This window comes from Amycolatopsis sp. NPDC098790 (assembly GCF_044759945.1).
GTDB lineage: Bacteria > Actinomycetota > Actinomycetes > Mycobacteriales > Pseudonocardiaceae > Amycolatopsis.
This window is the reverse complement of the sequence record NZ_JBIWAI010000001.1, coordinates 2,319,124-2,343,120: the sequence shown is the minus strand read 5'-3', so window position 1 is coordinate 2,343,120 and position 23,997 is coordinate 2,319,124. Positions and strand designations below refer to the sequence as shown.

The 23,997-nt window shown below is 71.3% G+C and carries 26 protein-coding genes; 12 read left to right on the top strand and 14 right to left on the bottom strand.

The genetic code is table 11. The annotated features are described in order from the left end of the window. Positions 1-12: 12 nt before the first annotated feature. Complete coding sequence (locus tag ACIQWX_RS11790; RefSeq protein WP_400869550.1) at positions 13-417, top strand: tetratricopeptide repeat protein; 405 nt, start codon at positions 13-15, stop codon at positions 415-417. A gap of 214 nt (positions 418-631) precedes the next feature. Here ACIQWX_RS11790 and ACIQWX_RS11785 read toward each other — a convergent pair whose 3' ends face one another. Then, positions 632-1,378: a murein transglycosylase gene (locus tag ACIQWX_RS11785; protein ID WP_400869548.1), complete on the bottom strand. Its 747-nt coding sequence runs from the start codon at positions 1,376-1,378 to the stop codon at positions 632-634. Between the two features lie 368 nt (positions 1,379-1,746). Here ACIQWX_RS11785 and efeU point away from each other — a divergent pair, with 368 nt between their 5' ends. From efeU to ACIQWX_RS11765, 4 genes are read left to right on the top strand one after another with little or no spacing between them, the layout of a single operon-like run. Further along, positions 1,747-2,592, top strand: a complete 846-nt coding sequence (efeU, locus tag ACIQWX_RS11780; RefSeq protein ID WP_400868462.1) for an iron uptake transporter permease EfeU — start codon at positions 1,747-1,749, stop codon at positions 2,590-2,592. Next, entirely contained in the window at positions 2,589-3,734 is a 1,146-nt protein-coding gene (gene efeO, locus ACIQWX_RS11775; RefSeq protein ID WP_400868460.1) for an iron uptake system protein EfeO, read from the top strand. Before efeU ends, efeO begins: the two co-directional genes overlap by 4 nt. Then, the gene (efeB, locus tag ACIQWX_RS11770) at positions 3,731-4,987 is read left to right on the top strand and encodes an iron uptake transporter deferrochelatase/peroxidase subunit (RefSeq protein ID WP_400868458.1); all 1,257 of its coding nucleotides are present in this window, start codon (positions 3,731-3,733) and stop codon (positions 4,985-4,987) included. Before efeO ends, efeB begins: the two co-directional genes overlap by 4 nt. A gap of 33 nt (positions 4,988-5,020) precedes the next feature. After that, positions 5,021-5,458 (top strand): VOC family protein, encoded by a 438-nt coding sequence (locus ACIQWX_RS11765; RefSeq protein ID WP_400868456.1) that lies wholly within the window; start codon positions 5,021-5,023, stop codon positions 5,456-5,458. A 6-nt stretch (positions 5,459-5,464) separates the two neighbouring features. Here the strand turns inward: ACIQWX_RS11765 and ACIQWX_RS11760 are convergent, their stop codons facing one another. Then, positions 5,465-5,677, bottom strand: coding sequence for a KTSC domain-containing protein (locus tag ACIQWX_RS11760; RefSeq protein ID WP_400868454.1), 213 nt, complete (start codon positions 5,675-5,677; stop codon positions 5,465-5,467). Between the two features lie 66 nt (positions 5,678-5,743). Here ACIQWX_RS11760 and ACIQWX_RS11755 point away from each other — a divergent pair, with 66 nt between their 5' ends. Genes ACIQWX_RS11755 through ACIQWX_RS11745 form a run of 3 tightly spaced genes read left to right on the top strand, consistent with a single transcriptional unit; the run spans position 5,744 to position 7,799 of the window. After that, positions 5,744-6,313, top strand: a complete 570-nt coding sequence (locus ACIQWX_RS11755; protein WP_400868452.1) for a TetR/AcrR family transcriptional regulator — start codon at positions 5,744-5,746, stop codon at positions 6,311-6,313. Beyond that, on the top strand, positions 6,310-7,371 hold the full coding sequence (locus ACIQWX_RS11750; RefSeq protein WP_400868450.1) for an SGNH/GDSL hydrolase family protein: 1,062 nt from the start codon (positions 6,310-6,312) through the stop codon (positions 7,369-7,371). Before ACIQWX_RS11755 ends, ACIQWX_RS11750 begins: the two co-directional genes overlap by 4 nt. Before the next feature lie 17 nt (positions 7,372-7,388). Beyond that, positions 7,389-7,799 carry a PPOX class F420-dependent oxidoreductase gene (locus ACIQWX_RS11745; protein ID WP_400868448.1) on the top strand — a complete coding sequence of 137 codons (411 nt, stop codon included), beginning with the start codon at positions 7,389-7,391 and terminating at the stop codon, positions 7,797-7,799. Positions 7,800-7,877: 78 nt separating this feature from the next. Here the strand turns inward: ACIQWX_RS11745 and ACIQWX_RS11740 are convergent, their stop codons facing one another. The 7 genes from ACIQWX_RS11740 to ACIQWX_RS11710 form a co-directional block, all read right to left on the bottom strand. Continuing rightward, positions 7,878-8,441 carry a hypothetical protein gene (locus ACIQWX_RS11740; protein WP_400868446.1) on the bottom strand — a complete coding sequence of 188 codons (564 nt, stop codon included), beginning with the start codon at positions 8,439-8,441 and terminating at the stop codon, positions 7,878-7,880. Beyond that, positions 8,438-9,796, bottom strand: a complete 1,359-nt coding sequence (locus ACIQWX_RS11735; protein ID WP_400868444.1) for a hypothetical protein — start codon at positions 9,794-9,796, stop codon at positions 8,438-8,440. Before ACIQWX_RS11735 ends, ACIQWX_RS11740 begins: the two co-directional genes overlap by 4 nt. Continuing rightward, the gene (locus ACIQWX_RS11730; RefSeq protein WP_400868442.1) at positions 9,796-10,584 is read right to left on the bottom strand and encodes an ABC transporter ATP-binding protein; all 789 of its coding nucleotides are present in this window, start codon (positions 10,582-10,584) and stop codon (positions 9,796-9,798) included. The genes ACIQWX_RS11735 and ACIQWX_RS11730 overlap by 1 nt, the downstream gene beginning before the upstream one ends. 10 nt (positions 10,585-10,594) lie before the next feature. Next, positions 10,595-11,380, bottom strand: a complete 786-nt coding sequence (locus tag ACIQWX_RS11725; protein ID WP_400868440.1) for a zf-HC2 domain-containing protein — start codon at positions 11,378-11,380, stop codon at positions 10,595-10,597. After that, positions 11,377-11,934 carry an RNA polymerase sigma factor gene (locus ACIQWX_RS11720; RefSeq protein WP_400868438.1) on the bottom strand — a complete coding sequence of 186 codons (558 nt, stop codon included), beginning with the start codon at positions 11,932-11,934 and terminating at the stop codon, positions 11,377-11,379. The genes ACIQWX_RS11725 and ACIQWX_RS11720 overlap by 4 nt, the downstream gene beginning before the upstream one ends. Positions 11,935-12,060: 126 nt before the next feature. Next, positions 12,061-12,990 carry a MazG family protein gene (locus ACIQWX_RS11715; protein WP_400868436.1) on the bottom strand — a complete coding sequence of 310 codons (930 nt, stop codon included), beginning with the start codon at positions 12,988-12,990 and terminating at the stop codon, positions 12,061-12,063. Further along, positions 12,987-14,021, bottom strand: coding sequence for a hypothetical protein (locus ACIQWX_RS11710; protein WP_400868434.1), 1,035 nt, complete (start codon positions 14,019-14,021; stop codon positions 12,987-12,989). Before ACIQWX_RS11710 ends, ACIQWX_RS11715 begins: the two co-directional genes overlap by 4 nt. 85 nt (positions 14,022-14,106) lie before the next feature. On the opposite strand from ACIQWX_RS11710, the gene ACIQWX_RS11705 reads away from it, so the two are divergent. Next, the gene (locus ACIQWX_RS11705) at positions 14,107-14,514 is read left to right on the top strand and encodes a hypothetical protein (protein ID WP_400868432.1); all 408 of its coding nucleotides are present in this window, start codon (positions 14,107-14,109) and stop codon (positions 14,512-14,514) included. A 15-nt stretch (positions 14,515-14,529) separates the two neighbouring features. Here ACIQWX_RS11705 and ACIQWX_RS11700 read toward each other — a convergent pair whose 3' ends face one another. From ACIQWX_RS11700 to ACIQWX_RS11690, 3 genes are all read right to left on the bottom strand, one after another. Beyond that, positions 14,530-15,372, bottom strand: a complete 843-nt coding sequence (locus ACIQWX_RS11700) for a helix-turn-helix domain-containing protein (protein WP_400868430.1) — start codon at positions 15,370-15,372, stop codon at positions 14,530-14,532. 84 nt (positions 15,373-15,456) lie between these two features. Beyond that, positions 15,457-19,011, bottom strand: coding sequence for a transcription-repair coupling factor (gene mfd / locus ACIQWX_RS11695; protein WP_400869545.1), 3,555 nt, complete (start codon positions 19,009-19,011; stop codon positions 15,457-15,459). Positions 19,012-19,063: 52 nt separating this feature from the next. Further along, a complete protein-coding gene (locus tag ACIQWX_RS11690) occupies positions 19,064-19,987 on the bottom strand; it encodes an LLM class flavin-dependent oxidoreductase (protein ID WP_400868428.1) in 924 nt (307 codons plus the stop codon). A gap of 75 nt (positions 19,988-20,062) precedes the next feature. Between ACIQWX_RS11690 and ACIQWX_RS11685 the strand changes: the two genes are divergently transcribed. Then, on the top strand, positions 20,063-20,836 hold the full coding sequence (locus tag ACIQWX_RS11685) for a helix-turn-helix domain-containing protein (RefSeq protein ID WP_400868427.1): 774 nt from the start codon (positions 20,063-20,065) through the stop codon (positions 20,834-20,836). Here the strand turns inward: ACIQWX_RS11685 and ACIQWX_RS11680 are convergent. Beyond that, positions 20,812-21,303, bottom strand: coding sequence for a DedA family protein (locus ACIQWX_RS11680; protein WP_400868425.1), 492 nt, complete (start codon positions 21,301-21,303; stop codon positions 20,812-20,814). The two genes, ACIQWX_RS11685 and ACIQWX_RS11680, sit on opposite strands and share 25 nt — an antisense overlap. Further along, positions 21,275-21,871, bottom strand: coding sequence for a class I SAM-dependent methyltransferase (locus ACIQWX_RS11675; RefSeq protein WP_400868423.1), 597 nt, complete (start codon positions 21,869-21,871; stop codon positions 21,275-21,277). Before ACIQWX_RS11675 ends, ACIQWX_RS11680 begins: the two co-directional genes overlap by 29 nt. 147 nt (positions 21,872-22,018) lie before the next feature. Between ACIQWX_RS11675 and ACIQWX_RS11670 the strand changes: the two genes are divergently transcribed. Beyond that, positions 22,019-23,122 (top strand): sensor histidine kinase, encoded by a 1,104-nt coding sequence (locus ACIQWX_RS11670; RefSeq protein ID WP_400869542.1) that lies wholly within the window; start codon positions 22,019-22,021, stop codon positions 23,120-23,122. A gap of 214 nt (positions 23,123-23,336) precedes the next feature. Then, on the top strand, positions 23,337-23,993 hold the full coding sequence (locus ACIQWX_RS11665) for a response regulator (protein ID WP_400868421.1): 657 nt from the start codon (positions 23,337-23,339) through the stop codon (positions 23,991-23,993). The last annotated feature ends 4 nt before the right edge of the window (positions 23,994-23,997 follow it).

Below are 23,997 nucleotides of genomic sequence, written 5' to 3'. Positions count from 1 at the left end.
CGTGGGATGACCATGACGGACGCCGCAGCTGCTTCGCAGCCTCCCGAGGAGTCGCGGTTCCACGCCTTCCGCCAGGCTGAGGATCTGGTCGGCCGCCGCCGTCCGCTGGACGCGCTGAAGGCGTTGCAGCCCCTGCTGGAGACCGAGACGGACAAGCCGTCGGTCCACCTCCTGGCCGGGCGCGCGTACTTCCACTCCGCCCAGCTCCGGCGCGCCGAACAGGCGTTCACGCGGGTGCTCGAGCTGGACCCAACCGACCACTACGCCCGGTTCATCCTCGGCCGGACGCTGCAGCGCCTCGGCCGGTTCGTCGAGGCGCTGGCCCAGATGCGGATGGCGTCGGCGATGAACCCGGTGCCGGAGTACCTCGAGGCGATCAGCGAGGTCAAGGCGCACATCGCCCTGCGCGACACCTGACGCCAGGGCCGAACGGCCCGGGCGGCATCAGACTTTCGGCCGATCAACGCGGGCCCCTCGGCCGATCCGCGCGACCCCTCCGGACGCGAAGCTGGTTCCAGACCGTTACCAGGGAGGAACCGGAAATGTCGATCTTCGTCACGCTGGGCGCCTACGCCGGGCTGCTGCTGCTGGTCCTGATGGCCGTGACGCCGTTCTTCGCCGACCGCGAGCTTTAAGGCGCGACACTCGCTTCGGCGTAGGCGTCCGCCGCGCTGAACACGTCCTGGCCGTACGCGACTCCCGAGTTGTAGAACAGGATCGCCCGCCACCACCCCGCCGGCGTCCCCAGGTCGTCGCCGCCCGAACACAGGTACCGCGCCGCCGTGAAGGCCGCGTCGTCCACGTTCTGCGGGTCCGGGGCGCCGCCGTCGCCGTTGGCCCGCTCCTGGTACTTCTTCCACGTCGACGGCAGGAACTGCAGCGGGCCGATCGCGTGGTCCCACGACTTGTCGCCGTCGAGCTTGCCGCCGTCGGTGTCGTGCACCGCCGGGACGCCCGGCGAACCGTCCAGCGGCGGCCCGACCACCGGCTTGACGACCCGGCCGCTCGCGGCGATCGCCGAGAGGTCGAAGTCCCCGCGCTCGGTCTCCACCCGGCCGATGCCGGCGAGGGTCGCCCACGACAGGTGGCACGTCGGCTTCTGGCGCTGCATCCACATCTCCGCCCGGCCGTACGCGGCGAGCACGCGCGGGGGCAGGTGCGTCTTGTCCGCGACGCGCGTCGCCCACGCGTCCAGTTCGGCCTGATCGGACACCGCGGGCCGGTCGACCGGGGCGGCGAGCCCGGCGCGCGGCGACTCGGCGCCGGGCTGCGGGCGCTGCTCCGGGATGGCCAGCGCCGGCTGGGCCGGCGGCGCCGCCGCGGGCGCGTCCGGATTCCGGACACCGATCGTGACGACCAGGATCACGCCGGTGAGCACCAGTCCCAGCGCGAGGGCGATCCGGCTGACGTACCGCCTCGGCGGACCGCCCGGAGGCGACGACGGAGGCGTGACGGTCGGCTGAGCGGTATCGGCCACCCGATCAGGTTACGGAGCCACTCAAGGGGGTCACCCGGAAGCCTGGTCAGGCAAGCGGATGGTTAAAACAAGCCCGCTGCCAGCGACGTCACAGATTTCGTTATCGAGTCGACGCGCAGGCCCCTGACCTGCGGTTACCCTAACCTAACTTCGAACCGATGCCCTGTTTGTCCGATTGCATCGTTTCGAGCCGGCGAACACGCGCTGGACTTACAGGTGAGCCTTACCTAAAACCATCTCGGAAGGCAGAAACCCAGGGAGGCGGACCGGTGTTGTTCTCGAGCGCGCTGATCGGGCTGCGCGAAGGCCTGGAAGCCGCGCTGGTCGTCAGCATCCTGGTGGCGTTCCTGGTCAAGACCGACCGGCGCCACGCGCTGCGCTGGGTGTGGCCGGGCGTCGGCGCCGCGGTGCTGCTGTCGGTCGCCGTCGGCGCGGTCCTGACCTACACGACTGCCCAGCTCTCCTTCGAGCACCAGGAGCTGCTCGGCGGCAGCCTCTCGATCGTCGCGGTCGTGTTCGTCACGGCGATGATCTTCTGGATGCGCAAGGCGTCGAAGAGCATCGCCGCCGAGCTGCGCGGCAAGATGGACGACGCGCTCGACGTCGGCCCGGCCGCCGTGCTGCTGCTGTCGTTCCTCGCAGTTGGGCGCGAAGGGCTCGAGACCGCGGTGTTCTTCTACTCCGCCGTCCAGACCGCGCAGTCGGACACCGTGCAGCCGCTGATCGGCTTCGCCATCGGCATCGCGGCCGCGGTCGTGCTCGCCTGGCTGCTCTACCGGGGCGCCGTCCGCTTCAACCTGAGCAAGTTCTTCACGATCACCGGCGTCCTGCTCGTGTTCGTCGCCGCGGGCGTGCTCGGCTACGGCCTGCACGACCTGCAGGAGGCCGCCTTCTTGCCGGGCATCAACACGCTCGCCTTCGACGCGTCGAGCACGCTGCCCGAGACGTCCTGGTACGGCGCCCTGCTCAAGGGCATCTTCAACTACTCGCAGCAGACGACCGTCCTGCAGGCCATCGCCTGGGTCGCCTACGTCGTCATCGTGCTGCCGCTGTTCCTCAAGCCCAGCAAGAAGACCGCGCCGGCGCCCGCCGCCGCGGCCGCCTCGAAGGAGTGACCGTGCGCAAGACCACCCCGCTGGCCGTGCTGGCCAGTGCCGCCGCCCTGGTGGCGCTGTCCGCCTGCGACAGCAAGAGCGACACCGCCGGTGCCGCGGCGGACGGCGGCCCGATCAAGGTCTCGGCGTCCGACACCGCGTGCGAGGTCTCGGCCACCACGGCCAACGCGGGCAACGTCACCTTCGAGATCACCAACAAGGGCAGCAAGGTCACCGAGTTCTACCTCTACGCCGAGGGCGACCGGATCATGGGCGAGGTCGAGAACATCGCGCCCGGCCTGAACCGGCGGCTGATCGTCGAGGTCGCCGACGCCGGCAAGTACCAGACCGCGTGCAAGCCCGGCATGGCAGGCAACGGCATCCGCGGCGACTTCACCGTCACCGGCGGCGCGCCCAAGCAGAACGACGCGAACGCGCAGAAGGCCCAGGCCACCAAGAGCTACGCCGACTACGTCGCGAACAACACCGCCGCCCTCGAAGAGGAGACGGCCAAGTTCGTCGACCTCGTCAAGGCGGGCAAGGTCGACGAGGCGAAGGCCGCGTACGCGCGCACCCGCGTCTACTACGAGCGCATCGAGCCGGTGGCCGAGAAGTTCGGCGACCTGGACCCGGCCATCGACGTCCGCGAGGCCGACCTCGAGCCGGGCCAGCAGTTCACCGGCTTCCACCGGCTGGAGAAGGACCTGTTCAAGAGCGGCCTGCAGGCCGACAGCCCGCAGATCGCGGACAAGCTGCTGACCGACGTCAAGGACCTGGTCGCGAAGACGAAGACCCTCGAACTGACCGCGCTCGACCTCGCGAACGGCGCGAAGGGCCTGCTCGACGAGGTCGCGACCGGCAAGATCACCGGCGAGGAGGAGACGTTCTCGCACACCGACCTCTGGGACTTCCAGGCCAATGTGGACGGTTCGAAGGGCGCGATCACCTCGCTGCGGCCGATCCTGCAGGCGAAGGACCCGGCTTTGGTGTCCACTTTGGACAAGGAGTTCGCGAACGTCCAGGGTCTGCTCGACAAGCAGCGCGCGGGTGACGGCTTCAAGCTCTACACGGATCTTTCCCAGGACCAGGTCAAGGAGTTCGCTTCGGCCGTGGACGCGCTGAGCGAGCCGCTGAGCAAGGTTGCGGAGGTCGTGTCGAAGTGACGTCGGCGGAGGGCACGCGGGTTTCGCGGCGGAAGCTCTTCGGCCTGGCGGGCGCGGGGGTCGCGCTCGCCGGGGCGGGGGCCGCCGCCGGGATCGGGATCGACAAGGCGACGGGCAGTGCCGAGGCGGCGGTGAACGTCGTCGGTTTCGACGGCGAGCACCAGGCCGGCATCGTCACGCCGACCCAGGCGAACCTGCACTTCGCGGCCCTCGACGTCACCACGAAGGACCGCGAGAAGCTGCGGCAGCTGCTGAAGACGTGGACCGACGCGGCCCGCCGGATGACCGCGGGCCAGGAGGTCGTGGCGGGCGGCGCGGTCGACGGAAGCCAGTACGCCCCGCCCGGCGACACCGGCGAGGCGCTCGACCTGCCGGCGTCGAACCTGACGCTGACCATCGGGTTCGGGCCGTCGCTGTTCGACGGCCGGTTCGGCCTGGCGGGCAAGCGGCCGCCGCAGCTGATCGACCTGCCGCTGTTCCCGAAGGACAAGCTCGACCCGGCCCGCAGCGGCGGTGATCTCTGCATCCAGGCCTGCGCGGACGACCCGCAGGTGGCGGTGCACGCGGTCCGCAACCTGGTGCGCCTCGGCTTCGGCGTCACCGAGGTCCGCTGGTCGCAGCTCGGCTTCGGCCGCAGCTCGTCGACCTCGCGGGCGCAGGCGACGCCGCGGAACCTGTTCGGCTTCAAGGACGGCACCAACAACATCAAGTCCGAGGACACGGACTTCCTGCGCGACCAGGTGTGGGCCACGGCGGCCGACGGCCAGCCGTGGATGGCGGGCGGCTCGTACCTGGTCGCGCGCCGGATCCGGATGCACATCGAGACGTGGGACCGCGAAACCCTCGAGGGCCAGCAGCAGATCGTCGGCCGCACGAAGGGCACCGGCGCCCCGCTGGGGCAGACGGCGGAGTTCGACGAGCTGGACCTCGACGTCGGCGGCGCGGGCGGCGAGCCCCTGATCGCGGCGGACGCCCACGTCCGGCTGGCGTCGCACCAGGCGCTGAACGGGGTGCGGATCCTGCGCAGGGGCTACAACTTCGTCGACGGCTCGGACGGCGTCGGACACCTCGAGGCGGGGCTGTTCTTCCTGGCGTTCAACCGTGACACGCGCTCGCAGTACGTCCCGATGCAGCAGGCGCTGTCCTCGAAGGACGCGATGATGGAGTACGTCCAGCACACCGGTTCGGCGCACTTCGCGGTGCCGCCGGGCGTTTCGAAGACCGGCTACTGGGGCGACGGGCTGTTCGCCTAAGAGCTGCTGGGCGTCGTCGATAGCATGCACGGCATGGCCATCAAACTTGAGAACGTCGGCATCGCCGTTCGCGACCTCGAAGCGACGATCGCCTTCTTCACCGACCTGGGGCTCACCGTCGTCGGCCGCGACACGGTCAGCGGCGAGTGGACCGACACCGCCGTCGGCCTCGACGGCAACCACGCCAAGATCGCGATGCTCCAGACGCCGGACGGTCACGGCCGCGTCGAGCTCTTCGAGTACATCCACCCCGAAGCGATCGAGTCGGAGCCCACTCGTCCGAACGAGATCGGCATGCACCGCGTCGGCTTCTCCGTCGACAACCTCGACGAAGCCCTCGAGATCGCCGCGAGGCACGGCTGCCATCCGCTTCGCGGCGTGGCGACGTACGAGGACATCTACCGGCTCACCTACGTCCGCGGCCCCAGCGGCATCATCGTGATGCTCGCCGAGGAGCTGAAGAAGAACTGACCGGCGCTAGTCCACCTGTTCCGTCGGGTACCGGTCGCGGATCCGGGTGTTGAAGAACCGCCCGTGGCTCGGCGACGCCATCAGGTCGCGGAACACCGACTCCGGCACCAGCCGGTACCGGTAGACGCTCTCGTTCACGAACTCGATCTCCAGGAGGTGCTCCTCCCGGTCGTAGCCGATCGACGCGATCGTCGACGAGCTGACGGCTTGGCGGCGCATGTCACCCATTATCTCCTTGCCTAAAGCCTTTAGGTAAATCTACATTGGCTTTAGGAGGTGGAGACGATGATGCGTGCCGGACTGACGACCGAGCGGCTCGTCCGCGCGGGCGCCGAGCTGGCCGACGAACTCGGCTTCGACCGGGTGACGCCGTCGGAGCTGGCGCGCCGGTTCGACGTCAAGGTCGCGAGCCTGTATTCGCACGTCAGGAACGCGCATGACCTGCGGACGCGGATCGCGCTGCTGGCCCTGGAGGAGCTCGCCGAGCGGGCGTCCGTCGCGCTGGCCGGGCGGTCCGGACGGGACGCGCTGATCGCGTTCGCCGACGTCCACCGCGACTACGCCCGGGAGCACCCCGGCCGGTTCGCGGCGGCGCAGCTGCGGCTCGACGCCGAAACCGCGGCGGCGAGCGCGGGCGTGCGGCACGCGGAACTGATGCGCGCGATCCTGCGCGGCTACGACCTGACCGGGCCGGACCAAACGCACGCTGTCCGGCTCCTGGGCAGCTTCGTCCGCGGGTTCGTCGCCCTCGAAGCCGACGGCGGCTTCGACCACAGCCCGCCCGCGGCGCCCGATAGCTGGACCCGCCTCCTCGACGTCCTCGATTCCCTTCTCCGCGATTGGCCGAGTTCATGATCACCACCCCGCTCGACGACTTCGTCCGCGGCGCCCTCGAGCTCGAGAAGACCCCGCGCGGCCTGGTCCCGCACCGCCTGCCGGCCCGCGCGCGGGCGCAGAACACCGACCCGCGGCTCGCGATGGCCGAGGCGCAGCCCGCCGGCGTCCGCCTGCGGTTCCGCACGACGGCTCGCCTGATCGAACTCGACACGCTGCCGACGAAGATCGAGTACCCGGGCGCGCCGCCGCGGCCGGACGGCGTCTACGACCTGCTGGTCGACGGCAAGCTCGCCGCGCAGGCGACCGCGCCCGCCGGCGTGCGGTTCGCGGACCTGCCCGGGCACGACAAGGACGTCGAGATCTGGTTGCCGCACAACGAACTGACGACGTTGGTCGCGTTGCGCACCGACGCTCCGGTGACGCCCGCTTCCCGGGCCGAGCGCGTGTGGCTGCACCACGGAAGTTCGATCAGCCAGGGTTCGAACGCGGCGAGCCCGTCGACGACGTGGACCGCGCTGGCCGCGCTTTCGGCCGGCGTCGAGCTGGTCAACCTGGGCTTCAGCGGCAACGCGCTGCTCGACCCGTTCACCGCCCGCGCGCTGCGCGACACCCCGGCGGACCTGGTCAGCGTGAAGCTCGGCATCAACGTCGTCAACGCGGACGTGATGCGGCTGCGCGCGTTCGGCCCGGCGGTGCACGGGTTCCTCGACACGATCCGCGAGGGCCACCCGTCGACGCCGCTGCTGGTCGTCTCGCCGCTGTACTGCCCGATCCACGAGAAGACTCCAGGCCCGGGCGACTTCGACCACGAGGCGCTGGCGTCGGGTGTCGTGCGCTTCCGCGCGACCGGTGAACCGGGCGACGGAAAGCTCACCCTGGAGGTGATCCGCGACGTGCTGGCGGAGATCGTGGCGCAGCGTTCGGACCCGGCTCTGCACTACGTGGACGGGCTGTCGTTGTACGGACCCGACGACTACGCCGAGTTCCCGCTGCCGGACGAGCTCCACCCGGACGGTCCCGCCCACGAACGGATCGCTTCGCGGTTCGCGCCGAGGCTTGACTTCAACCTCCCTTGAAGTTGAAGGCTGGTGCCATGTTCACCGAAGCAGAGCTCGAGTACCTCGACGCCCAGCCGCTGGGCCGGCTCGCGACCCAGCAGCCGAACGGAACGCTGCAGGTCAACCCGGTCGGGTTCCGGTACAACCCGGACGAGAAGGCCATCGACGTCACCGGCCACAACCTCAGCGGCAGCAAGAAGTTCCGCAACGTCCGCGAGAACGGCCGAGTGGCGTTCGTCGTCGACGACCTGCCCTCGACGAACCCGTGGCGCGTGCGCTGCCTGGAAATCCGCGGCCACGCGGAGGCGCTGACGGGAGTCGGTCTCGGCGACAGCCACTTCGACGACGCCGTGATCCGGATCCGGCCCGAGCGGATCCTGGCCTTCGGGGTCGAGGACTGGGATCGCGAGCCGCTGGAGCTGGAGACGAACATCCGCAACGTGTGACACGCCGGTCGGCCGCGGCCACCACGGGGCACCGGGGGTTCCCGTGGCGGCCGCGGCTTTCCGTGCGGCGGAACGGCGTCAGCGCCGACCTCCCCAAGCGGTGTACGCCACCACTCCCGCGACCGCCGCGATCAGCGCCGTCCACATGGCCGCCGACGTCCCCGCCGGCTGCACCAGCCAGGACACGACCTCGCTCGTCGTCGTGCCGTCGTCCGGCACGAACGGCGTCACCGCCGCCCACAGCAACGGGAGCGTCCACCCGAACTGGCCGCCCGCGACCGTCGCCGCCAAACCCGCCAACCCCAGCAGCCCCGCCGTGTCGCGCAGGATGATCGACATGTCGACCGTCGTCGAGCCCAGTTGCTGCACCGCCAGCACCGCGCCCCCGGCTGCCACGCCGATCAGCGCCAAGTGCGCGAACCGCCGGATCGGCCACGGCAGCGCCGCGGTGCGGTCGAGGTCCGGGTCCTGGCCGCTGAGCCCGATCGCCGCCACCGCGATGCCCGCCGTCAGCGTCAGCATCACCGGCAGCGGCGACCACGAGTCCCGCGCCAGGAACCACAGCCCGGCGGTCGCGAGCAGCAGGGCCGTGACCGCCGCCGGGACCTGCCGCGAACGCGCGTACAGCGTCGCCCACCTCATCGCCGGTACCCCGGCACCAGCGTGTCGAGCGGGTCGCCCTGGCAGGTCAGCAACGCCTGGCGCAGCGCGACGATCCGGGTGAACTGAACCTCCCGAGGCAGCGCGCGGAAGTCCGCCCACGCCTGCGTGACCGGGCCGGGTTGGCTCGCGTACCACCGCCCGGCGTACTCGGGCAACGGCTTCAGCTCCCCGGTGAAGTACGCCCCCGCGATCATCCGGGCCCCCAGGTCGGCGAGGCTGCCGCCGTACGGATGGCCGCACGAAGGCAACCCGGCGCCGGACAGCACCGCGAGCCGCAGGTCGTCCGCGTTCGCCGTCAGCAGGACGTCGTTGCGCTGGAAGTCCAGGCGGACGACGCCGGGGTCACGGGCGGGCGGGCCCGCGAGGGAGTTCGGCGCGGTCTCCTCCTCGATCCGGGTGGGCGCGCCGGGCAGCTTCGCCAGCATGGCCAGCGCTTCCCGGCCCGGCACGGCCAACGCGGCCAGCCTGTCTTCGTGCGCCCGGGTGACGCAGATCGGCCCGTCGCAGACCTTCTGGGCGGCGACGCTGTCCGGTACCAGGAGCCCGTCGCCGGAAGCCGGGAAGACCGGCAGGGCGATCGCGGCCCCGGCCACCACCGGGAGCAGGCCGAGGAGCCGGGCCCGCACGGAGTTCGCCGCCAGCAGCAGGAACCCCGTCGCGGCCAGCCCCGCGAACCACACCAGCTGCCCGGCGTCCACCGAAGCCGCCGTCGTCACCAGCGCGCCGCGCGGCTGCCCGAGAACCGGCGCCAGCACACCAAACCGGTTGTACTCCACCGAAAGCACGCCACCTTCGAGCGACGTCCAGGCCAGGATCGAGCCCACCAGTGACAGCACGGCCAGCGCGGGCGCGGTCAGCGGGTGCGGCAGCAGCCTGCCGACCGCCAGGCCGGCCCAGCTCCCCGCCACGACGGCCAGCAGGCCGACGAGCACGACCGGCAGGAAGCCCGCGGACACGAACCCGCCGTGCCCGAGCACCTCCGCCAGGCCGACGCCGAACACCAGCAGGAACGCGAGCCCGCTCAGCGCCCCGACCGCGCCTGCCAGCCGGATCGCTCGGTGCCAGCCCGGTCGGGACGTCGTCGCCAGCAGCTCGACCATGCCGGAGCGGCTGTCGCGCATGCCCTGGATCGCCCCGGCGCCGACGGCGATCGGCCACAGGAACACCAGCAGGAACCGCAGCCACAGCGCGGTGGTCGTCGTGTTCGCCGTCCACGGCGCGGGCACCTTCCACCACGGCCCGGACAGCAGGAAGAGGAAGCCGAGCGCCACCACGAGCAGCGCCAGCCCGGCCCAGGGCGCGATCGAGCGCCGCAGTTCGATGCGCAGGACCATCACCACGCCCCCTGACCCGGCCGGTGGTCCAGCAGCGCCGAGTACCCGCGCTCGATCGGGCTGTCCCCCACGTGCTCCGCGGTGCCGGCCGCGGCCAGCTCGTCCGGTGTCCCCTGGAACACCAGCTTCCCCTCCGCGAACAGCACGACGTCCGTGCACGCCGTCGCGACGTCCTCCACCAGGTGCGTCGAGATCAGCACGCAGGAGTCCCGTCCCAGCTCCTGGACCAGCTCGCGGAACCGGACCCGCTGGGCCGGGTCGAGGCCGGCCGTCGGCTCGTCCAGCAGCAGGATGTCCGGGTCGTTCACGATCGCCTGCGCGATCCCGACCCGCCGCACCATGCCGCCGGACAACGTCTTCATCCGGTCGTCCGCGCGGTCGGCCAGGCCGACCCGTTCGATCGCGCGCTGCACCGCCCCCGGAATGTCCTCTTTGGACATCTCCTTCAGCCACGCCAGGTACTCGACGAACTCGCGGACCGTGAACCGCTTGTAGTACCCGAAGTTCTGCGGCAGGTACCCGATCCGGCGACGCAGCGCGCGCTGTCCGGTCCCGCCGAGCAGCGTCAACGTGCCCGACGCCGGCCGCAGCACCGTCGCCAGCGCGCGGATCAGCGTCGTCTTGCCCGCCCCGTTCGGGCCGAGCAGGCCGTGCACCCCCTTGCCCAGGGACAGGTCCAGCCCGTCCACCGCCATCTTCCGCCGCCCGACCCGCACTTTCAGCGCCTCGGCCTGGATCTCCCAGGCGTAGGTCGACGGCGCGACTTCGCCGGCTCCGACTGCCCGCATCTCTTCCTCCCTAGTGGTGCGCGCCGAGCCGGGTGAACGCCGCCCTGCGCAGGACGACGACCACCGTGGTCAGCGCGAAGATCCCCGCCCACACCGGCACTGCCCCGATGCTGAGCGCGAAAGCCCGCCCCGGAGCCGCGAGGCTCGGCAGGACGATGACCGCGACCCACACGCCGAGCAGCGCGTACGCCGCCCGGCTGATCCCCATCAGCCCGCCGAGCGCGAGCGTTCCCGTGGTGAACGCCAGGCTCGGCAGCAGCCAGAGCGCCGGCGCGGTGCCGGTCAGCCACCCGGCGACGCCGAGCACCGGCAGGACGACGGCGAGCACCGCCACCGTCCGTCGCGCGACCAGGTAGAGCCCGGCCCGCGGCGTCGCCGCGACGACCTCGTACGCCGGGTCGAGCCCCCGCGCCCACGACGCCGCCACCCCGAGCACCGGCAGCACCGGCGCGAAGAGCTGCACGCCCGTGACGTCGTCGAGCGCGACGTGCCAGACCTGGTCCAGCACGACCGCGACCAGCGTGACCAGCCCGATCATCGCCAGCCACGGCACCATCGCCGGGGTGACCCACGTGTCGAGCCACCGCCGCCGGGACGGCCGCGGCTGCGGCCGCAGGTCGACGGCGATCCGGTCCCAGACAGCGGCCACGACCGGCTGCACCGGCGCCACCGCCGCTAGCCGCGCCCGGCACGCCGGGCACGTCTCGAGGTGGGCTTCGAGGCCCCACAGCCGATCACCCGGGAGGTCGTCGCCCGCCGCGTAGCCGGCGATGAGCTCGTCCGACGCATGGGTCATGACAGTGCCTCCCGCATCGCGATCCGCGCCCGGCGGGCACGGGTCTTGACGGTCCCTTCCGGCAGCCCGAGCAGCACGGCGGTCTCGCGGACGGTCAGCCCGTCGAGCACCATCGCCTGCAGCACCTGCCGCAGTTCGGGGGCGAGGTCGCGCAGCGCGTCGCCGACGTCGTCACCGATCGCCGTCGCCAGGGCGACGTCCTCGGCCGCCGGCACGGGCGCGACGTCGAGGGCCACCTCCGCCGGCACTTCGGCGTGGTGCGCCCGGCGCCGGAACGCGTCGACCAGCCGGCGCGCGGCGATCGTCCACACCCAGCCGACCGCACTGCCGCCGGCCGCGGCGCCCGCGAACGAGCCCGCCGCGCGCCAGACGGCCAGGAACGTCTCCTGCATGACTTCGGCGACGACCTGCTCGTCCGCGCACCGGCGGCGCAGGCGCACGGCGAGCCAGGGCGCCGTGCGGCGGTACAGCTCCTCGAACGCCGCGCGGTCGCCCTTGGCCGTGCGCCGGACGAGGTGTTCCTCGTCGGCGTCTTCCAGCGGCAGCTTCCTCACACCAGGCAAGACGCCGGGCACCCGCCAACGGTTCTCACCCGACTGTGTGCTGCGTCACAGTGGAGCTTTCCCTATGAAAGCTCCGCCCCCAGGTGGGAGCTTTCATAGGGAAAGTTCCGCTTCGGCTCAGTCGTGGGAGGGCCAGAACTTGCGCCAGCCGTCGGCCTCCAGGGTTGTCGGCTCCAGGCCGGCGTCGCGCGCGGCCTGCTCGGCGGCCCGGATGTCTTCGGCGAACTGCTTCGCGATCGCCCGCAGCTCACCCTCCGGGTCGACGCCCGCACGCCGCGCCGTCGCCGCGATGCGGAACAGCTGGGCCGCGGCGCCGGTGCCGGCCGGGAAGAGGTCGAGCGGGATGCCCGCGCGCCCGGAGCGTTGCCCGAGCTTGCCGGCCAGCGCCACCGCCGGCTGACCGAGCGCGACGCCGTCCACAATGGACTTGCGCTGCTTCTCCTGCTGCTTCAGCTCTTCCCACTTGACGTTCTGGTGCTCGACGGTGTGCACGCCATCGGCGTCGGCGAACACGTGCGGGTGCCGGCCGACCAGCTTCGCGACGAGCTCGGCGGCGACGTCGTCGATGCCGAACGGGTCGGCGGGGTCCTCGGCCGCGACGCGCGCGTGGAACAGCACCTGGAGCAGGACGTCGCCGAGCTCCTCGCGCAGGGCTTCGCGGTCGCCCGACTCGATGGCGTCGAGCAGCTCGTACGTCTCCTCGACGAGGTACTGGCGGAGGGAATCGTGCGTCTGGGCGGCGTCCCACGGGCAGCCGCCGGGCGAGCGGAGCCGGTCCATCACCTCGGCGGCCTCGACCAGCGGCGGCGCCGGTGTCTCGATGACGTCGGCGCCGGTCGCGATGAGCAGCGAGGCCGCGGGTTCGTCCCGGGACCCGGCGAGCAGCACGACGTCCTTCAGAGTGGGTGCCTCGGTGATGGCGGGGATGCCGAACACGCTCGCGTCGATGTCCGTCGCCGCGTACACGGCGGTGGAGTCACGCAGGATCTTCAGTGCCGCGGCGGGCAGCGTCGCCCCGCGGACGACTACGACGACACCCGTGCTCACTGCTGGGCGGGTGCGGCACCGCGCAAGGGCACGACGAGGCCCTTCGTGGCGTCCTGGTTCGGCGCGAGGTTCATGCCGACAACATCCCACACGCCGTAGCGGGGGTTGACGCGCAGCCCGGCGTCGGCCAGGTACGGCTGCAGCAGCCGGGTGCCGATGGACGTCAGCTGCTGGTCGGTGGGCTTCTGGGCTTCCTGGTCGGCCGGGACGGCCTTGTCGGTGCCGCGGCTGCGGACGACGAAGATGTACCAGTCCGGCTTGGCGGGCATCCGCGCCTGGAACGCGACGACGCTGTTCGCCGGCGAGCCGAAGAGCGGCGTCTGCGCCAGCGAGAGGTACTGGGCGGCGCCGAAGAGCTCGGTCATGCCCGCGTCGGAGAAGCCGCCCGCGCCGGGCATGCCGGTCTGCTGCGCCTGCTGGGCTTCCTGCCCGGCCTGCTGGACGGTCGCCTGGATCTTCCCGGGGTCGGCCGCGAACTGCTGCGCGTAGGCGAACGCGCGGGCGCGGGCCTCGGGGTCGGTCTCGCTGGTGGCGGCGATGCCGACGTAGTCCGCGCCGACGGACAGCTTCGGCAGGTACTTCTCGGCGAGCTGCATTTCGAGGACGACGTCGCGGGCGACCTCGTTCGCGTCGCGCAGCTTCGAGACGATCTGCGTGACGGCGACGGAGTCCCCCTGCCCGGTGTCGGTGACCGGAGCGGACTTCTCTTGAGCGACGAGCGAGGCGACCTTCCCCTGGTCGGCGACGAGGCCTTCCTTCCGGGCGGCGCGCTCGGTGAGCTCGTGCAGGACGGACTGCCGGACGATCTCGCGGCCGAGCTGGTCGAGCTTGTGCTCGCGGGCGAGCTTCTGGCCGTAGGGCTGTTCGCGGACGGCCTGGTCGATCATCGACTGGACGCGGTCGAGCGAGACCGAGCTGTCCCCGACGATGACGGCGCTGCCGACCTGGCTGGGGCCCGAGCCGCAGCCCGCCAGGCCGCCGAGCAGCAGAGCACCGGAAACGACCGCGACCAGCGCGCGAGGGCGCCCCATGATCCGCATCACAGGCCATACCCTCTCACACCATCGCACCCGAAACGCAACACCCACGGGCTACGCGCGGCGCTAATGTCGACTTATGGACCAGTGGCTGACGATCGAAGTGTTCGACGGCAAGTCCTCGGCAACGTTGTGGCGCCTGGCGCACGGCGACGCCCTCACGGAGGCAGCGCTGACGAACGGCGCTGAGCAGTGGGTTTGGCACGAACACCGCTGGGGTGTGGTGCTGGAGATCGAGTTCGCGTCGGAATCGCGCCGGGACGCGTTCCGGGGGCTGCCGGTGGTGACGGCGGCGTTGGACGCGGTCCCGGATCCGGTGCGGGGGTTGTTGGTGTACCCGGGGCGGGGTGGGGGTGCGGGGTCCCGGATGCCGCGACGGCCCCGGCCGCTGCCGATGGCTGGTGCCGGGGCGGTTCCGGTGCCGGTGGAGTCGGTGCGGATGGGGTTGGCGGAGGGTTTGCCGCCGATGTTCAGCGAAGTCGGCTGAGGAGTTCGCGCCAGGTCATTCCGCCAGATCGGCGATGAACGCCTCCGATTGCGCCGAATCGAGTGCCGCATCGCCGAGTCTGGCCACCACTTGCCGATAGACCGCGATCTCGTCCGGCGCTTCGAGGAAGAGCGACGATATTTCCTGGTCGATGTAGACCACGGGCTCGAATTCGGTCGATTCGATGAGCTTGAAATGACCCGAGATGGCCGGATGACCACCGATTCTGGCGGGCACCACGCGGATCGATACGTTGGGCTGGGCCGAGACCCGGAGCAGATGGGCCAACTGTCCCCGCATGACCGAGCGGTCCTCGCGACCGACCGGCAGGCGTAGCGCGAACTCGTGGATGAAGAACCGAAACTCGATCATCGGGCGACGAGTGAGCACCAGCTGCCGCGCCATACGCGCGAACACTCGCTCATCGATACCGTCCGGCGATGCAACGTTGCCGGTTTCGACCATCAGGCAACGAGCGTAATCTGCGGTATGCAGAAGTCCCGGCAAGATAACGCCCTGGAAAGCTGCGATCTCGGTGGCGCGTTCCTCGTGCCAAGCCAGGGTCTGCACCTGCCAGCTGCCGGCGTAGCTCTCCAGCAGCCCTGGCTTGCGGATCTCTTCCCCGAGCGCCATCAGCTCGCGGTATTCAGCACCGCGGAACCCGAGGATCGTCAGGAAGCGCGCCAAATGCACCGGATCGGGCCGATGGAGCCCGCGGGTCACCGACGACACCCACTGGGCACTCATGTCCAGCTTCCGTGACATCTCACGGACGCCCCAGTTCCGTTCGGCCATGCGCCGGAGAAGCCGCTCCCCGAGCTGCCGGCCGCGGATGTTCGGCCCCCGTTTGTCCTCCATGGGGCGAACGTACGATCACCACGAGCGCGATTCCAGCAGCCACGACGACAGTTCGCCCGAACCGGCGCGGGTGTCCAACGCCTATTACACCGCCGCAGGTTTCTTCGTTAGCTGCGTCAGCAGCTTCGTGCACCAGTCCAACAGCTCTTCGTCCCGCAAGGTCGGCGCCCCGATCCGGCCACCCGCCGGGCCCTCGGTCGGCTTCGGGACCGAAACCGTGTTCGTCACCGCCTTGAACACCGCCTTCGGGTACAGCCTCTTCAACCGCACCATCTGCGAGTCGGCCAGCGGCAGCGGCGCGAACCGGATCGTGGTGCCCTGGACCGCCACCTCCGTCACGCCCGCCTCGCGGCACGTGTGCCGGAAGCGCGCCACCGACAGCAGCCGGTTGACCGGGGCCGGGGGCTGGCCGTACCGGTCGATCAGCTCCTCGCGGACCGCGTCCAGGCCCTCCGTGTCCGGCGCCGCCGCGATCTTGCGGTACGCCTCCAGCCGCAGCCTTTCGCCCGGGACGTAGTCGTGCGGGATGTGCGCGTCGATCGGGAGGTCCACGCGGACTTCCGCCAATTCCTCTTCTTCGGACGGCTCCGCGCCCGCGTGCCGGCGGAACGCGTCGACCGCTTCACCCACCAACCGCACATACAGATCGAACCCGACGCCCGCGATGTGCCCGGACTGCTCCGCCCCGAGGATGTTCCCCGCGCCGCGGATTTCCAGGTCCTTCATCGCGACCGCCATGCCCGCGCCCAGCTCGGTGTTCTGGGCGATCGTCGCCAAGCGGTCGTGCGCGGTCTCCGTCAACGGCGCTTCCGGCGGGTACAGGAAGTACGCGTACCCGCGCTCGCGCCCACGTCCGACGCGGCCGCGCAGCTGGTGCAGCTGAGCGAGCCCCAGCAGGTCGCCGCGTTCGACGAGCAGCGTGTTCGCGTTCGAGATGTCCAGGCCGGTCTCGACGATCGTCGTGCACACCAGGACGTCGTACTCGTTCTCCCAGAAGCCCTGGATGATCTTCTCGAGCTTCTCCTCGTTCATCTGCCCGTGCGCGGTGACGACCCGCGCCTCCGGCACCAGCTCCCGGATCCGCCGCGCGGCCTTCTCGATCGAGGAGACGCGGTTGTGGACGTAGAAGACCTGGCCGTCACGCAGCAGTTCGCGCCGGATCGCCGCGCCGACCTGCTTGTCGTCGTACGCGCCGACGTACGTCAGGATCGGGTGGCGGTCCTCCGGCGGGGTCAGGATCGTCGACATCTCGCGGATGCCGGCCAGCGACATCTCCAGCGTTCGCGGAATCGGCGTCGCGGACATCGTGAGCACGTCGACGTGCGTGCGCAGCGCCTTGATGTGCTCCTTGTGCTCGACGCCGAACCGCTGCTCCTCGTCGACGATCACGAGGCCGAGGTCCTTGTAGCGGATGCCCGTCTGCAGCAGCCGGTGCGTGCCGATGACGATGTCGACCTCGCCGCCGGCCAGCTGCTCGAGGATCGCGTCCGACTCCGCCTTGTTCGTGAAGCGGGACAGGCCCTTGATCGTCACCGGGAACGACCGCATGCGCTCGTGGAAGGTGTTCAGGTGCTGCTGGGCGAGCAGCGTCGTCGGCACGAGCACCGCGACCTGCTTGCCGTCCTGCACCGCCTTGAACGCCGCGCGCACGGCGATCTCCGTCTTGCCGTAGCCGACGTCGCCGCAGATGACGCGGTCCATCGGGACGCCGCGTTCCATGTCGGCCTTGACCTCGTCGATCGCGGCCAGCTGGTCGTTCGTCTCGGTGAACGGGAAGGCGTCTTCCAGCTCGCCCTGCCACGGCGTGTCCGCGCCGAACGCGTGCCCGGGCGCGGCCTGGCGCGCCGCGTACAGCTGGACCAGCTCGGCCGCGATCTCCTTGACCGCCTTCTTGGCCTTGGCCTTGGTGTTCTTCCAGTCCGAGCCGCCGAGCTTGTTGAGCGTGGGCAGCTCGCCCCCGACGTAGCGGGAGACCTCGTCGAGCTGGTCGGTCGGGACGAACAGCCGGTCGCCCGGGTGGCCGCGCTTCGACGACGCGTACTCCAGCAGCAGGTACTCGCGGGTGGCGCCGGCGACCGTCCGCTGGACCATCTCGACGAACCGGCCGATGCCGTGCTGGTCGTGCACGACGTAGTCGCCGGCCTTCAGCGCCAGCGGGTCCACGGCGTTGCGCCGCCGGGACGGCATCTTGGTGTTCAAGTCCTTTGTGGACGTTCCGGCACCCGCGCCGCGGCCGGTGAGGTCCGCTTCGCTGAGCACGACCAGTGCGCGCTCCGGCGAGACGAAGCCGTCGGTGAGGCCGCCGCAGGTGACCGTGACCATGCCCGGCGCCGGCGCACTCGAAAGACCGTCGCCGGCCTGGGTCGCCGGGACGTCGGCGCTCGACAGCTGCTCGACCGCGCGCGCTGCCGTGCCCTGGCCGGCGACGACGAGCACCGCCGTGCCGCCCGACGCCGTGTGGGCGCGCAGGTCCGTCATCGCGCGCTCGAGCTCGCCGCGGTACGACGGCGCGGCCTCGACCGAGACGCGGTAGACGTCCGGGTCTTCGCTGGTCAGCTGGGTGAGCGTCCACCAGGCGCGCTTGGTGTCCTGGGCGTGGGACGCGATCTCGTCGAGCCCGCGGTAGGCGGACGCGCCGAGGTCGATCGGGGCCTGGCCGCCCGCCGCGGCCGTCGTCCACGACGCTTCGAGGAACTCCTGGCCGGTGCGGACGAGGTCGGCGGCACGGGCGCGGATCTTCTCCGGGTCGGTGAGCAGGACGTGCGTGCCGATCGGCATCGCGTCGGTGAGCAGCTCCAGCTCGCCTTCGCAGAGCACCGGGATGAGCGCTTCCATGCCCTCGACGGGGATGCCGTCGGCGAGCTTGGTGAGCATCTCGGCCAGGTGGGCGTCGGCTTCGTAGGTCTTCGCCAGCTCCGCGGCCTTCTCCTTGACCGGCGCGGTCAGCAGCAGTTCCCGGCACGGCGGCGCGGTGACGCGCGGGATCTCGCCGGGCAGCGACCGCTGGTCGGACACCGCGAACGCGCGGATCTCGCTGACCTCGTCGCCCCAGAACTCCACCCGGACGGGGTGCTGCGCGGTCGGGCCGAACAGGTCGAGGATGCCGCCGCGGACGGCGAACTCGCCACGCTTCTCCACCATGTCGACGCGGGTGTAGGCCAGCTCGACGAGCCGTTCGAGCAGCTCCTCGAAAGGCTCTTCCTCGCCGACGACCAGGTCGATCGGCTTGAGCGAGCCGAGGCCCGGCGCCATCGGCTGGATGAGGCTGCGCACGGTGGCGACGACGACGCGCAGGGTGTCGTCTTCGGACTTGAGCCGGTGCAGCACCTCCAGCCGGCGCCCGACGGTGTCGGCGCGCGGCGAGAGGCGTTCGTGCGGGAGCGTCTCCCAGCTGGGGAAGTCGGCGACTCTGCCCTTGCCGAGGAGGGCGCCGAGGGACGCGGTCAGCTCGTCGGCCTCGCGGCCGGTGGCGGTGACGGCGAGGACGGGTTTGGCCGCGCCCTCGTCGGCGGCGAGCGCGGCGGCGACGAGCTGCCGGGCGGCGATCGGGCCTTGCAGCTCGAGCAGCGGCGCGCCGGCGCGCTCGACCACGCCGCGCAGGGCCGGGTCGGGAAGGGTGGCGGTGAGGAGTCCGGACAGTGGAGCGTCGGTCACGGTCCCAGCCTACGTGCCACCCCCGACAAGTTTCCGGTCACGGCTGGTGACGCAGCAGGTTCGCCACCTCCGCCAGCCTCGGGAGCTGCTCGTCGAACACCTTCGGGTCCGTGCTCGCGATCCGCAGCAGGACGTGTTCGGCCCCTTTGTACTCACGCAGTTTCGACGCCACCTCCGCCGCCGAGCCCGTCACCTGCATCTGGATCCCCTGGACGAAGTCCGCCGGCATCCCGTAGTTCCGCTGGCAGTACTCCTCCAGCAGCGCGCGGCCGCGATCCAGGTCGTCCTCCACCAGGACCGTCGCGAACAGCGCCGGGGTCACCGGGCGTGACGCAAGCGCGCGGATCTGCGCCAGTCCGGACACGTAGTCCGCGGGATCCGGCGGGTAGGGCAGCCAGCCGTCGTACAGCCGTCCGATGCGCGAAATCGCCCCCGGTGTGTACGCCGCCAGCCACACCGGCGGCCCGCCCACACGTGCGGGCGCGGGGAAGGAAGGCAGCGAGTCGTAGTGCAGCACCTCGCCGTGGAAGGAATCCGCGCCGCTCCACGCCGCCCGCCACAACCCCACGATGTCGTCCAGCCGTGCCCGGCGACGGGCCCACGGCACCCCCACGAACGCGAACTCCGGCTCACTCCGCCCGGCGAAACCGGCACCGACGGCCACCGTGAGGCGACCACCGCTCAAAAGGTCGAGGGACAGCAGCTGGTTCGCCGAGAGAACCGGGTCGCGCAAGGCCGGGAGCAGCGCGGACGTCCCCAATGTCACCCGTGAGGTCCGTGCGGCGAAAGCACCCAGAACAGTGAACGCGTCGAGCGGGGCGCGCGCCAGGGTGTCCCCCACCCACACCGAGTCGAGGCCGAGCTCCTCGGCGGAGACGGCGGCGTCGACCAGCTCGGGCGCGGTCCGCCCGGCGTCGAGGATGGGCTGGTAGGTCGGCACGACCAGGCCGAATTTCGTCATGCCGGAAGCGTCACCCAACCCGGGTATGCCTTCAATTCCCCACGGGGAATGGCGCGCCCGAGCAAGATGAACCCCGTGGACTTCGGAACGACGCTCAAGGACTGGCGCACCCGGCGCCGCCTCAGCCAGCTCGACCTGGCGCTGCGCGCGGGCACGACGCAGCGGCACGTCAGCTTCATGGAGAGCGGCCGCTCGCTGCCCGGCCGCGGCATGGTGCTGCGCGTCGCCGAGTCCCTCGAACTGCCGCTGCGCGAACGCAACGGCCTGCTCCACGCGGCCGGCTACGCGCCGACGTACCCCGAAACGCGGCTCGACGACCCGGCGATCCGGCCGGTGCTCGACGGGCTGCGGCGCCTGCTCGACGGCCACCGCCCGTACCCGGCGATCGTCGTCGACCGCTACGGCCTGCTCGTCGCGAAGAACGACGCGTTTTCCCTGCTCACCGAGGGTGTTTCGGCGGAGCTGCTGAAGGAACCGGTCGACACGCTGCGGCTCGCGCTGCACCCGGACGGCATGGCGCCGCGCGTGCGGAACCTCGACGACTGGGCGCGGCACATCCTCGAGCGTCTCCGCAACGACCTGGCCCGCACCCCGGACGACCGGCTGGCCGCGCAGCTCGCCGAATTGGAGTCCTACCTGCCGCCGCAACGGCCGCCGACGGACGGCCACCTCGGCTTCGCCGTCCCGGTGCGACTGTCCACTTCGGCCGGTGAGCTGCGGCTGATCACGGCGATCACGACGTTCGCGACCGCCGCCGACGTCACGGTGTCGGAGCTGAAGCTGGAGACGTTCCTGCCCGCGGACGCCGAAACCGCGGAACGCCTTCAGACGACCAGCGCGGTGACGTGACCAGCCAGCAGTTCTGCGCTCGCCCACAGCACCGCCGCGCACACGCTGCCCACCGCGAACCGGCGGTACGGCATCGCCGCCGAGCCCGCGACGCGCGGCACCAGCGTCCGCAGCCCGGCCAGGCAGCGGCCGGCGATCACCGCCGGGACGCCGTAGCGCGCGACGGCCGCTTCCGCGCGGTCCCAGCGGTCCTGGCCGACGCGGCGGGCGAGCCGGGACCGGCGCAGGCGCCGCCCTTCCAGATACGCGAGCTGGTCGCCGAGGACGGCCGCGAGCACGGCAACCGGCAACGCGAGTCCGAAGTGGAGCGTGCCGCGTTCGGCGAGGAAACCCATCAGCAGCAACGTCGACAACGTCGGCAGCACGATCCCGGGCAGCAACGCCGTTTCCGCCGCGATGATCGCGAAGCAGACGAGGTAGACGACCGGCGCGGGCGCGTCAAGCAGTGGCCGCAGCAGGCTGTCCATCCCGCGTCCTCCCCACCGCCACCGGGAGCGCCGCGCGGTAGACGAACGCGGGTGGCAGGTTGCCCCAGACGACCGAAGTGCGCTCCACGACGGCGAAACGGCTTCGCAGTGAAGCGGCGAAGCGACGCGCGGGTGGCGTCCAGGCCGCGTGGGCGTACGCGAAGGTCGTGAAGCGGCCGTTCGGGGTCAGCGCTCCCGTGACCGCGTCGAGGATGCGGCGCTGGCGGTCCGCGGTCATGGCCGTCCAGGGCAGGCCCGAGACGACGACGTCGACGCCGTCGAGCGCGAGGTGCTCGGCCGAGCCCGTGACGACGTCCAGGTCCGGGAACCGCTCGCGAAGTACGTCCGCGAAACGCGGGTTGATCTCGTAGGCGGTCAGGCGTGCTTCGGGGCGAAGCAGCGCGAGGACCGCTTCGGTGAACACGCCCGTGCCCGGTCCCAGCTCGGCGACGCGGGCCGCGCGTTCCAGGCCTAGGCCCGCCGTCATGGTTTCGGCCAGCCGCGGCGAGCTGGGCGCGATCGCGCCCGTCAGCATCGGGTGGCGGAGGAATTCCCTGGTGATCGACATGCTTCCGACGCTAGGAACGGCCGGGGTGGCCGCGAATCCGCCGGCTCGCCCGGTCAGGTCCTCCCAAGGGAGGACACGGTCGGACCGAAGGGATGACGACCCGGACCCGCTCCCGGCGCTACGTTCGGTGGCGTGGAACGACTCGTGATGTGGGTGCGGAGACACCGGTGGACGGTGGACTTGCCGCTGTACGCCGTCTTCGTGTTCCTCGCGCCGAACTGGGTGGGCGAGGAGCCGTGGACGACGCGCGCGATCCCGATGCTGTTCCTGCTCCCGCTCCTGGTGCGGCGCCGGTTCCCGCGGACGGTCGCCGTGCTGGTCATCGCCGGGGCGGTGGTGGTGTACGTCAACGAGATCTGGGCGTACGACCGCGGCCGCACCGAGCTGGCGATGGCGGTCGTGCTGTTCAACCTGGTCAAGCTCGGGCAGCGGCGGTTCGCCGCGGTGATCGCGGTGGCGATCTTCGTGCTGGGCTGGCAATGGGGGTTCGCCTGGGGGACGTACACCGACAACCCCACGGCGACGATCGTCGGCATCTGGCCCCTGCACATCGCCGCCTGGGCACTCGGGGAGTTCTTCCGCAGCAAGGAAAGGCTCACCGCAGAGGAGGACAAGCGCGCCGAAGCCCAGGCGCGAGCGGCAGTCGCGGAGGAGCGCACGCGGATCGCGCGCGAACTCCACGACGTCCTCGCGCACAGCATCAGCGTGATAGTGCTGAACGCCGAGGGCGCGAAGCTCGCCCGGCACCGCGACCCGGAAGCCGTCGACCGCACGCTCGACACGATCGGCCGCACCGGCCGGAACGCCCTCGCGGAACTGCGGCGGCTGCTGGAGGTCCTGCACGCCGGCCAGGAGGCACGCAGTCCCCAGCCGACCGCCGACGAGCTGCGCCGGCTCGTCGAGCAGGCCGGCCGCGAGGTCACGCTCGACGTCACCGGCGACGCGACCGGCCTGCCCGCGAGCGCCGCACTGCAGACCTACCGGATCGTCCAGGAGGCACTGACCAACATGATCAAGCACGCCCCGTCCGACGCGACCGGCCGCGTCGAAGTCGCGTTCGCCCCGGAGGAGATCCGGATAGAGGTGACGAACACGGGCGGCAAGTCCCCACCGGCGCCGGCGTTGCCATCATCGGGGCGTGGGTTGGCCGGGATGCGCCAGCGCGTGGAGATGTACCACGGCGAGCTGTCAACGGGGCCGTTGCCGGATGGCGGGTACCGGGTGCGCGCGAGCCTGGTGGTGGGGTCATGAGGGCCAGGATGCGGGCTCAAGCGGAGGGCGGTCGACGGTCGGCCGGCCACGTCCGGGTCGCTGCCCCGCCGCCATGCGAACTCGGCGGCCGACTCCCGACCCACTGCCTGCCGCCAGGCGACAGCCCGCCCCGACCCGCGCTGAGGCCGCGGTCCGGTCTCGCACCTTCCCGCGGGCCGCACCACCGACCGCACGCGAACCCGGCGGTGCACCTATGACCACCCGGGTACTGCTCTGCGACGACCAGGAGCTGGTGCGCGTCGGGCTGCGGATGATCGTCGAGAGCCAAGACGACCTCGTCGTCACGGCCGAGGCGGCGAACGGCGAGGAAGCCGTCGCGAAGGCGCGCGAGCTGCGGCCGGACCTGATCTTGATGGACGTCCGGATGCCGGTGCTCGACGGCGTCGCGGCGACCGAACGGATCTGCGCCGAGCTGCCGGACGTGCGCGTCCTCATCATCACGACCTTCGACCTCGACGAGTACGCCTACGCCGCACTGCGCGCCGGGGCCAGCGGGTTCCTGGTGAAGGACGCGCCGTCGGAGGAGATGCTCGTGGCGATCCGCGGCGTGCTGCGGGGCGACTCGATGGTCTCGCCCTCGGTGACGCGGCGGCTGCTCGACCGCTACCTCGCCGACGACCGCGACCCGGTCGACGTCGCGAAGCTCGACGTCCTGACCGAGCGCGAGAAGGACGTGCTGGGGCTCATCGCGCGCGGGCTGTCCAACGGCGAGATCGCGGCGAAGCTGTACATCGGCGAGACGACCGTGAAGACGCACGTCGGGCGGATCCTCGGCAAGCTGCGGCTGCGCGACCGGGTGCACGCCGTCGTCTTCGCCTACGAGTCCGGGCTGGTGCGACCAGGATCGTAATAAC

Excerpts from the sequence above, each read along its gene's own strand:
- ACIQWX_RS11790 (WP_400869550.1), top strand. The coding sequence starts at position 13 with ATGACGGACGCCGCAGCTGCTTCGCAGCCTCCCGAGGAGTCGCGGTTC.
- ACIQWX_RS11765 (WP_400868456.1), top strand. The coding sequence starts at position 5,021 with ATGGCCATCAAACTTGAGAACGTCGGCATCGCCGTTCGCGACCTCGAA.
- ACIQWX_RS11760 (WP_400868454.1), bottom strand. The coding sequence starts at position 5,677 with ATGCGCCGCCAAGCCGTCAGCTCGTCGACGATCGCGTCGATCGGCTAC.
- ACIQWX_RS11755 (WP_400868452.1), top strand. The coding sequence starts at position 5,744 with ATGATGCGTGCCGGACTGACGACCGAGCGGCTCGTCCGCGCGGGCGCC.
- ACIQWX_RS11750 (WP_400868450.1), top strand. The coding sequence starts at position 6,310 with ATGATCACCACCCCGCTCGACGACTTCGTCCGCGGCGCCCTCGAGCTC.
- ACIQWX_RS11745 (WP_400868448.1), top strand. The coding sequence starts at position 7,389 with ATGTTCACCGAAGCAGAGCTCGAGTACCTCGACGCCCAGCCGCTGGGC.
- ACIQWX_RS11740 (WP_400868446.1), bottom strand. The coding sequence starts at position 8,441 with ATGAGGTGGGCGACGCTGTACGCGCGTTCGCGGCAGGTCCCGGCGGCG.
- ACIQWX_RS11735 (WP_400868444.1), bottom strand. The coding sequence starts at position 9,796 with ATGGTCCTGCGCATCGAACTGCGGCGCTCGATCGCGCCCTGGGCCGGG.
- ACIQWX_RS11730 (WP_400868442.1), bottom strand. The coding sequence starts at position 10,584 with ATGCGGGCAGTCGGAGCCGGCGAAGTCGCGCCGTCGACCTACGCCTGG.
- ACIQWX_RS11725 (WP_400868440.1), bottom strand. The coding sequence starts at position 11,380 with ATGACCCATGCGTCGGACGAGCTCATCGCCGGCTACGCGGCGGGCGAC.
- ACIQWX_RS11710 (WP_400868434.1), bottom strand. The coding sequence starts at position 14,021 with ATGGGGCGCCCTCGCGCGCTGGTCGCGGTCGTTTCCGGTGCTCTGCTG.
- ACIQWX_RS11705 (WP_400868432.1), top strand. The coding sequence starts at position 14,107 with ATGGACCAGTGGCTGACGATCGAAGTGTTCGACGGCAAGTCCTCGGCA.
- ACIQWX_RS11700 (WP_400868430.1), bottom strand. The coding sequence starts at position 15,372 with ATGGAGGACAAACGGGGGCCGAACATCCGCGGCCGGCAGCTCGGGGAG.
- ACIQWX_RS11690 (WP_400868428.1), bottom strand. The coding sequence starts at position 19,987 with ATGACGAAATTCGGCCTGGTCGTGCCGACCTACCAGCCCATCCTCGAC.
- ACIQWX_RS11680 (WP_400868425.1), bottom strand. The coding sequence starts at position 21,303 with ATGGACAGCCTGCTGCGGCCACTGCTTGACGCGCCCGCGCCGGTCGTC.
- ACIQWX_RS11675 (WP_400868423.1), bottom strand. The coding sequence starts at position 21,871 with ATGTCGATCACCAGGGAATTCCTCCGCCACCCGATGCTGACGGGCGCG.
- ACIQWX_RS11670 (WP_400869542.1), top strand. The coding sequence starts at position 22,019 with ATGTGGGTGCGGAGACACCGGTGGACGGTGGACTTGCCGCTGTACGCC.
- ACIQWX_RS11665 (WP_400868421.1), top strand. The coding sequence starts at position 23,337 with ATGACCACCCGGGTACTGCTCTGCGACGACCAGGAGCTGGTGCGCGTC.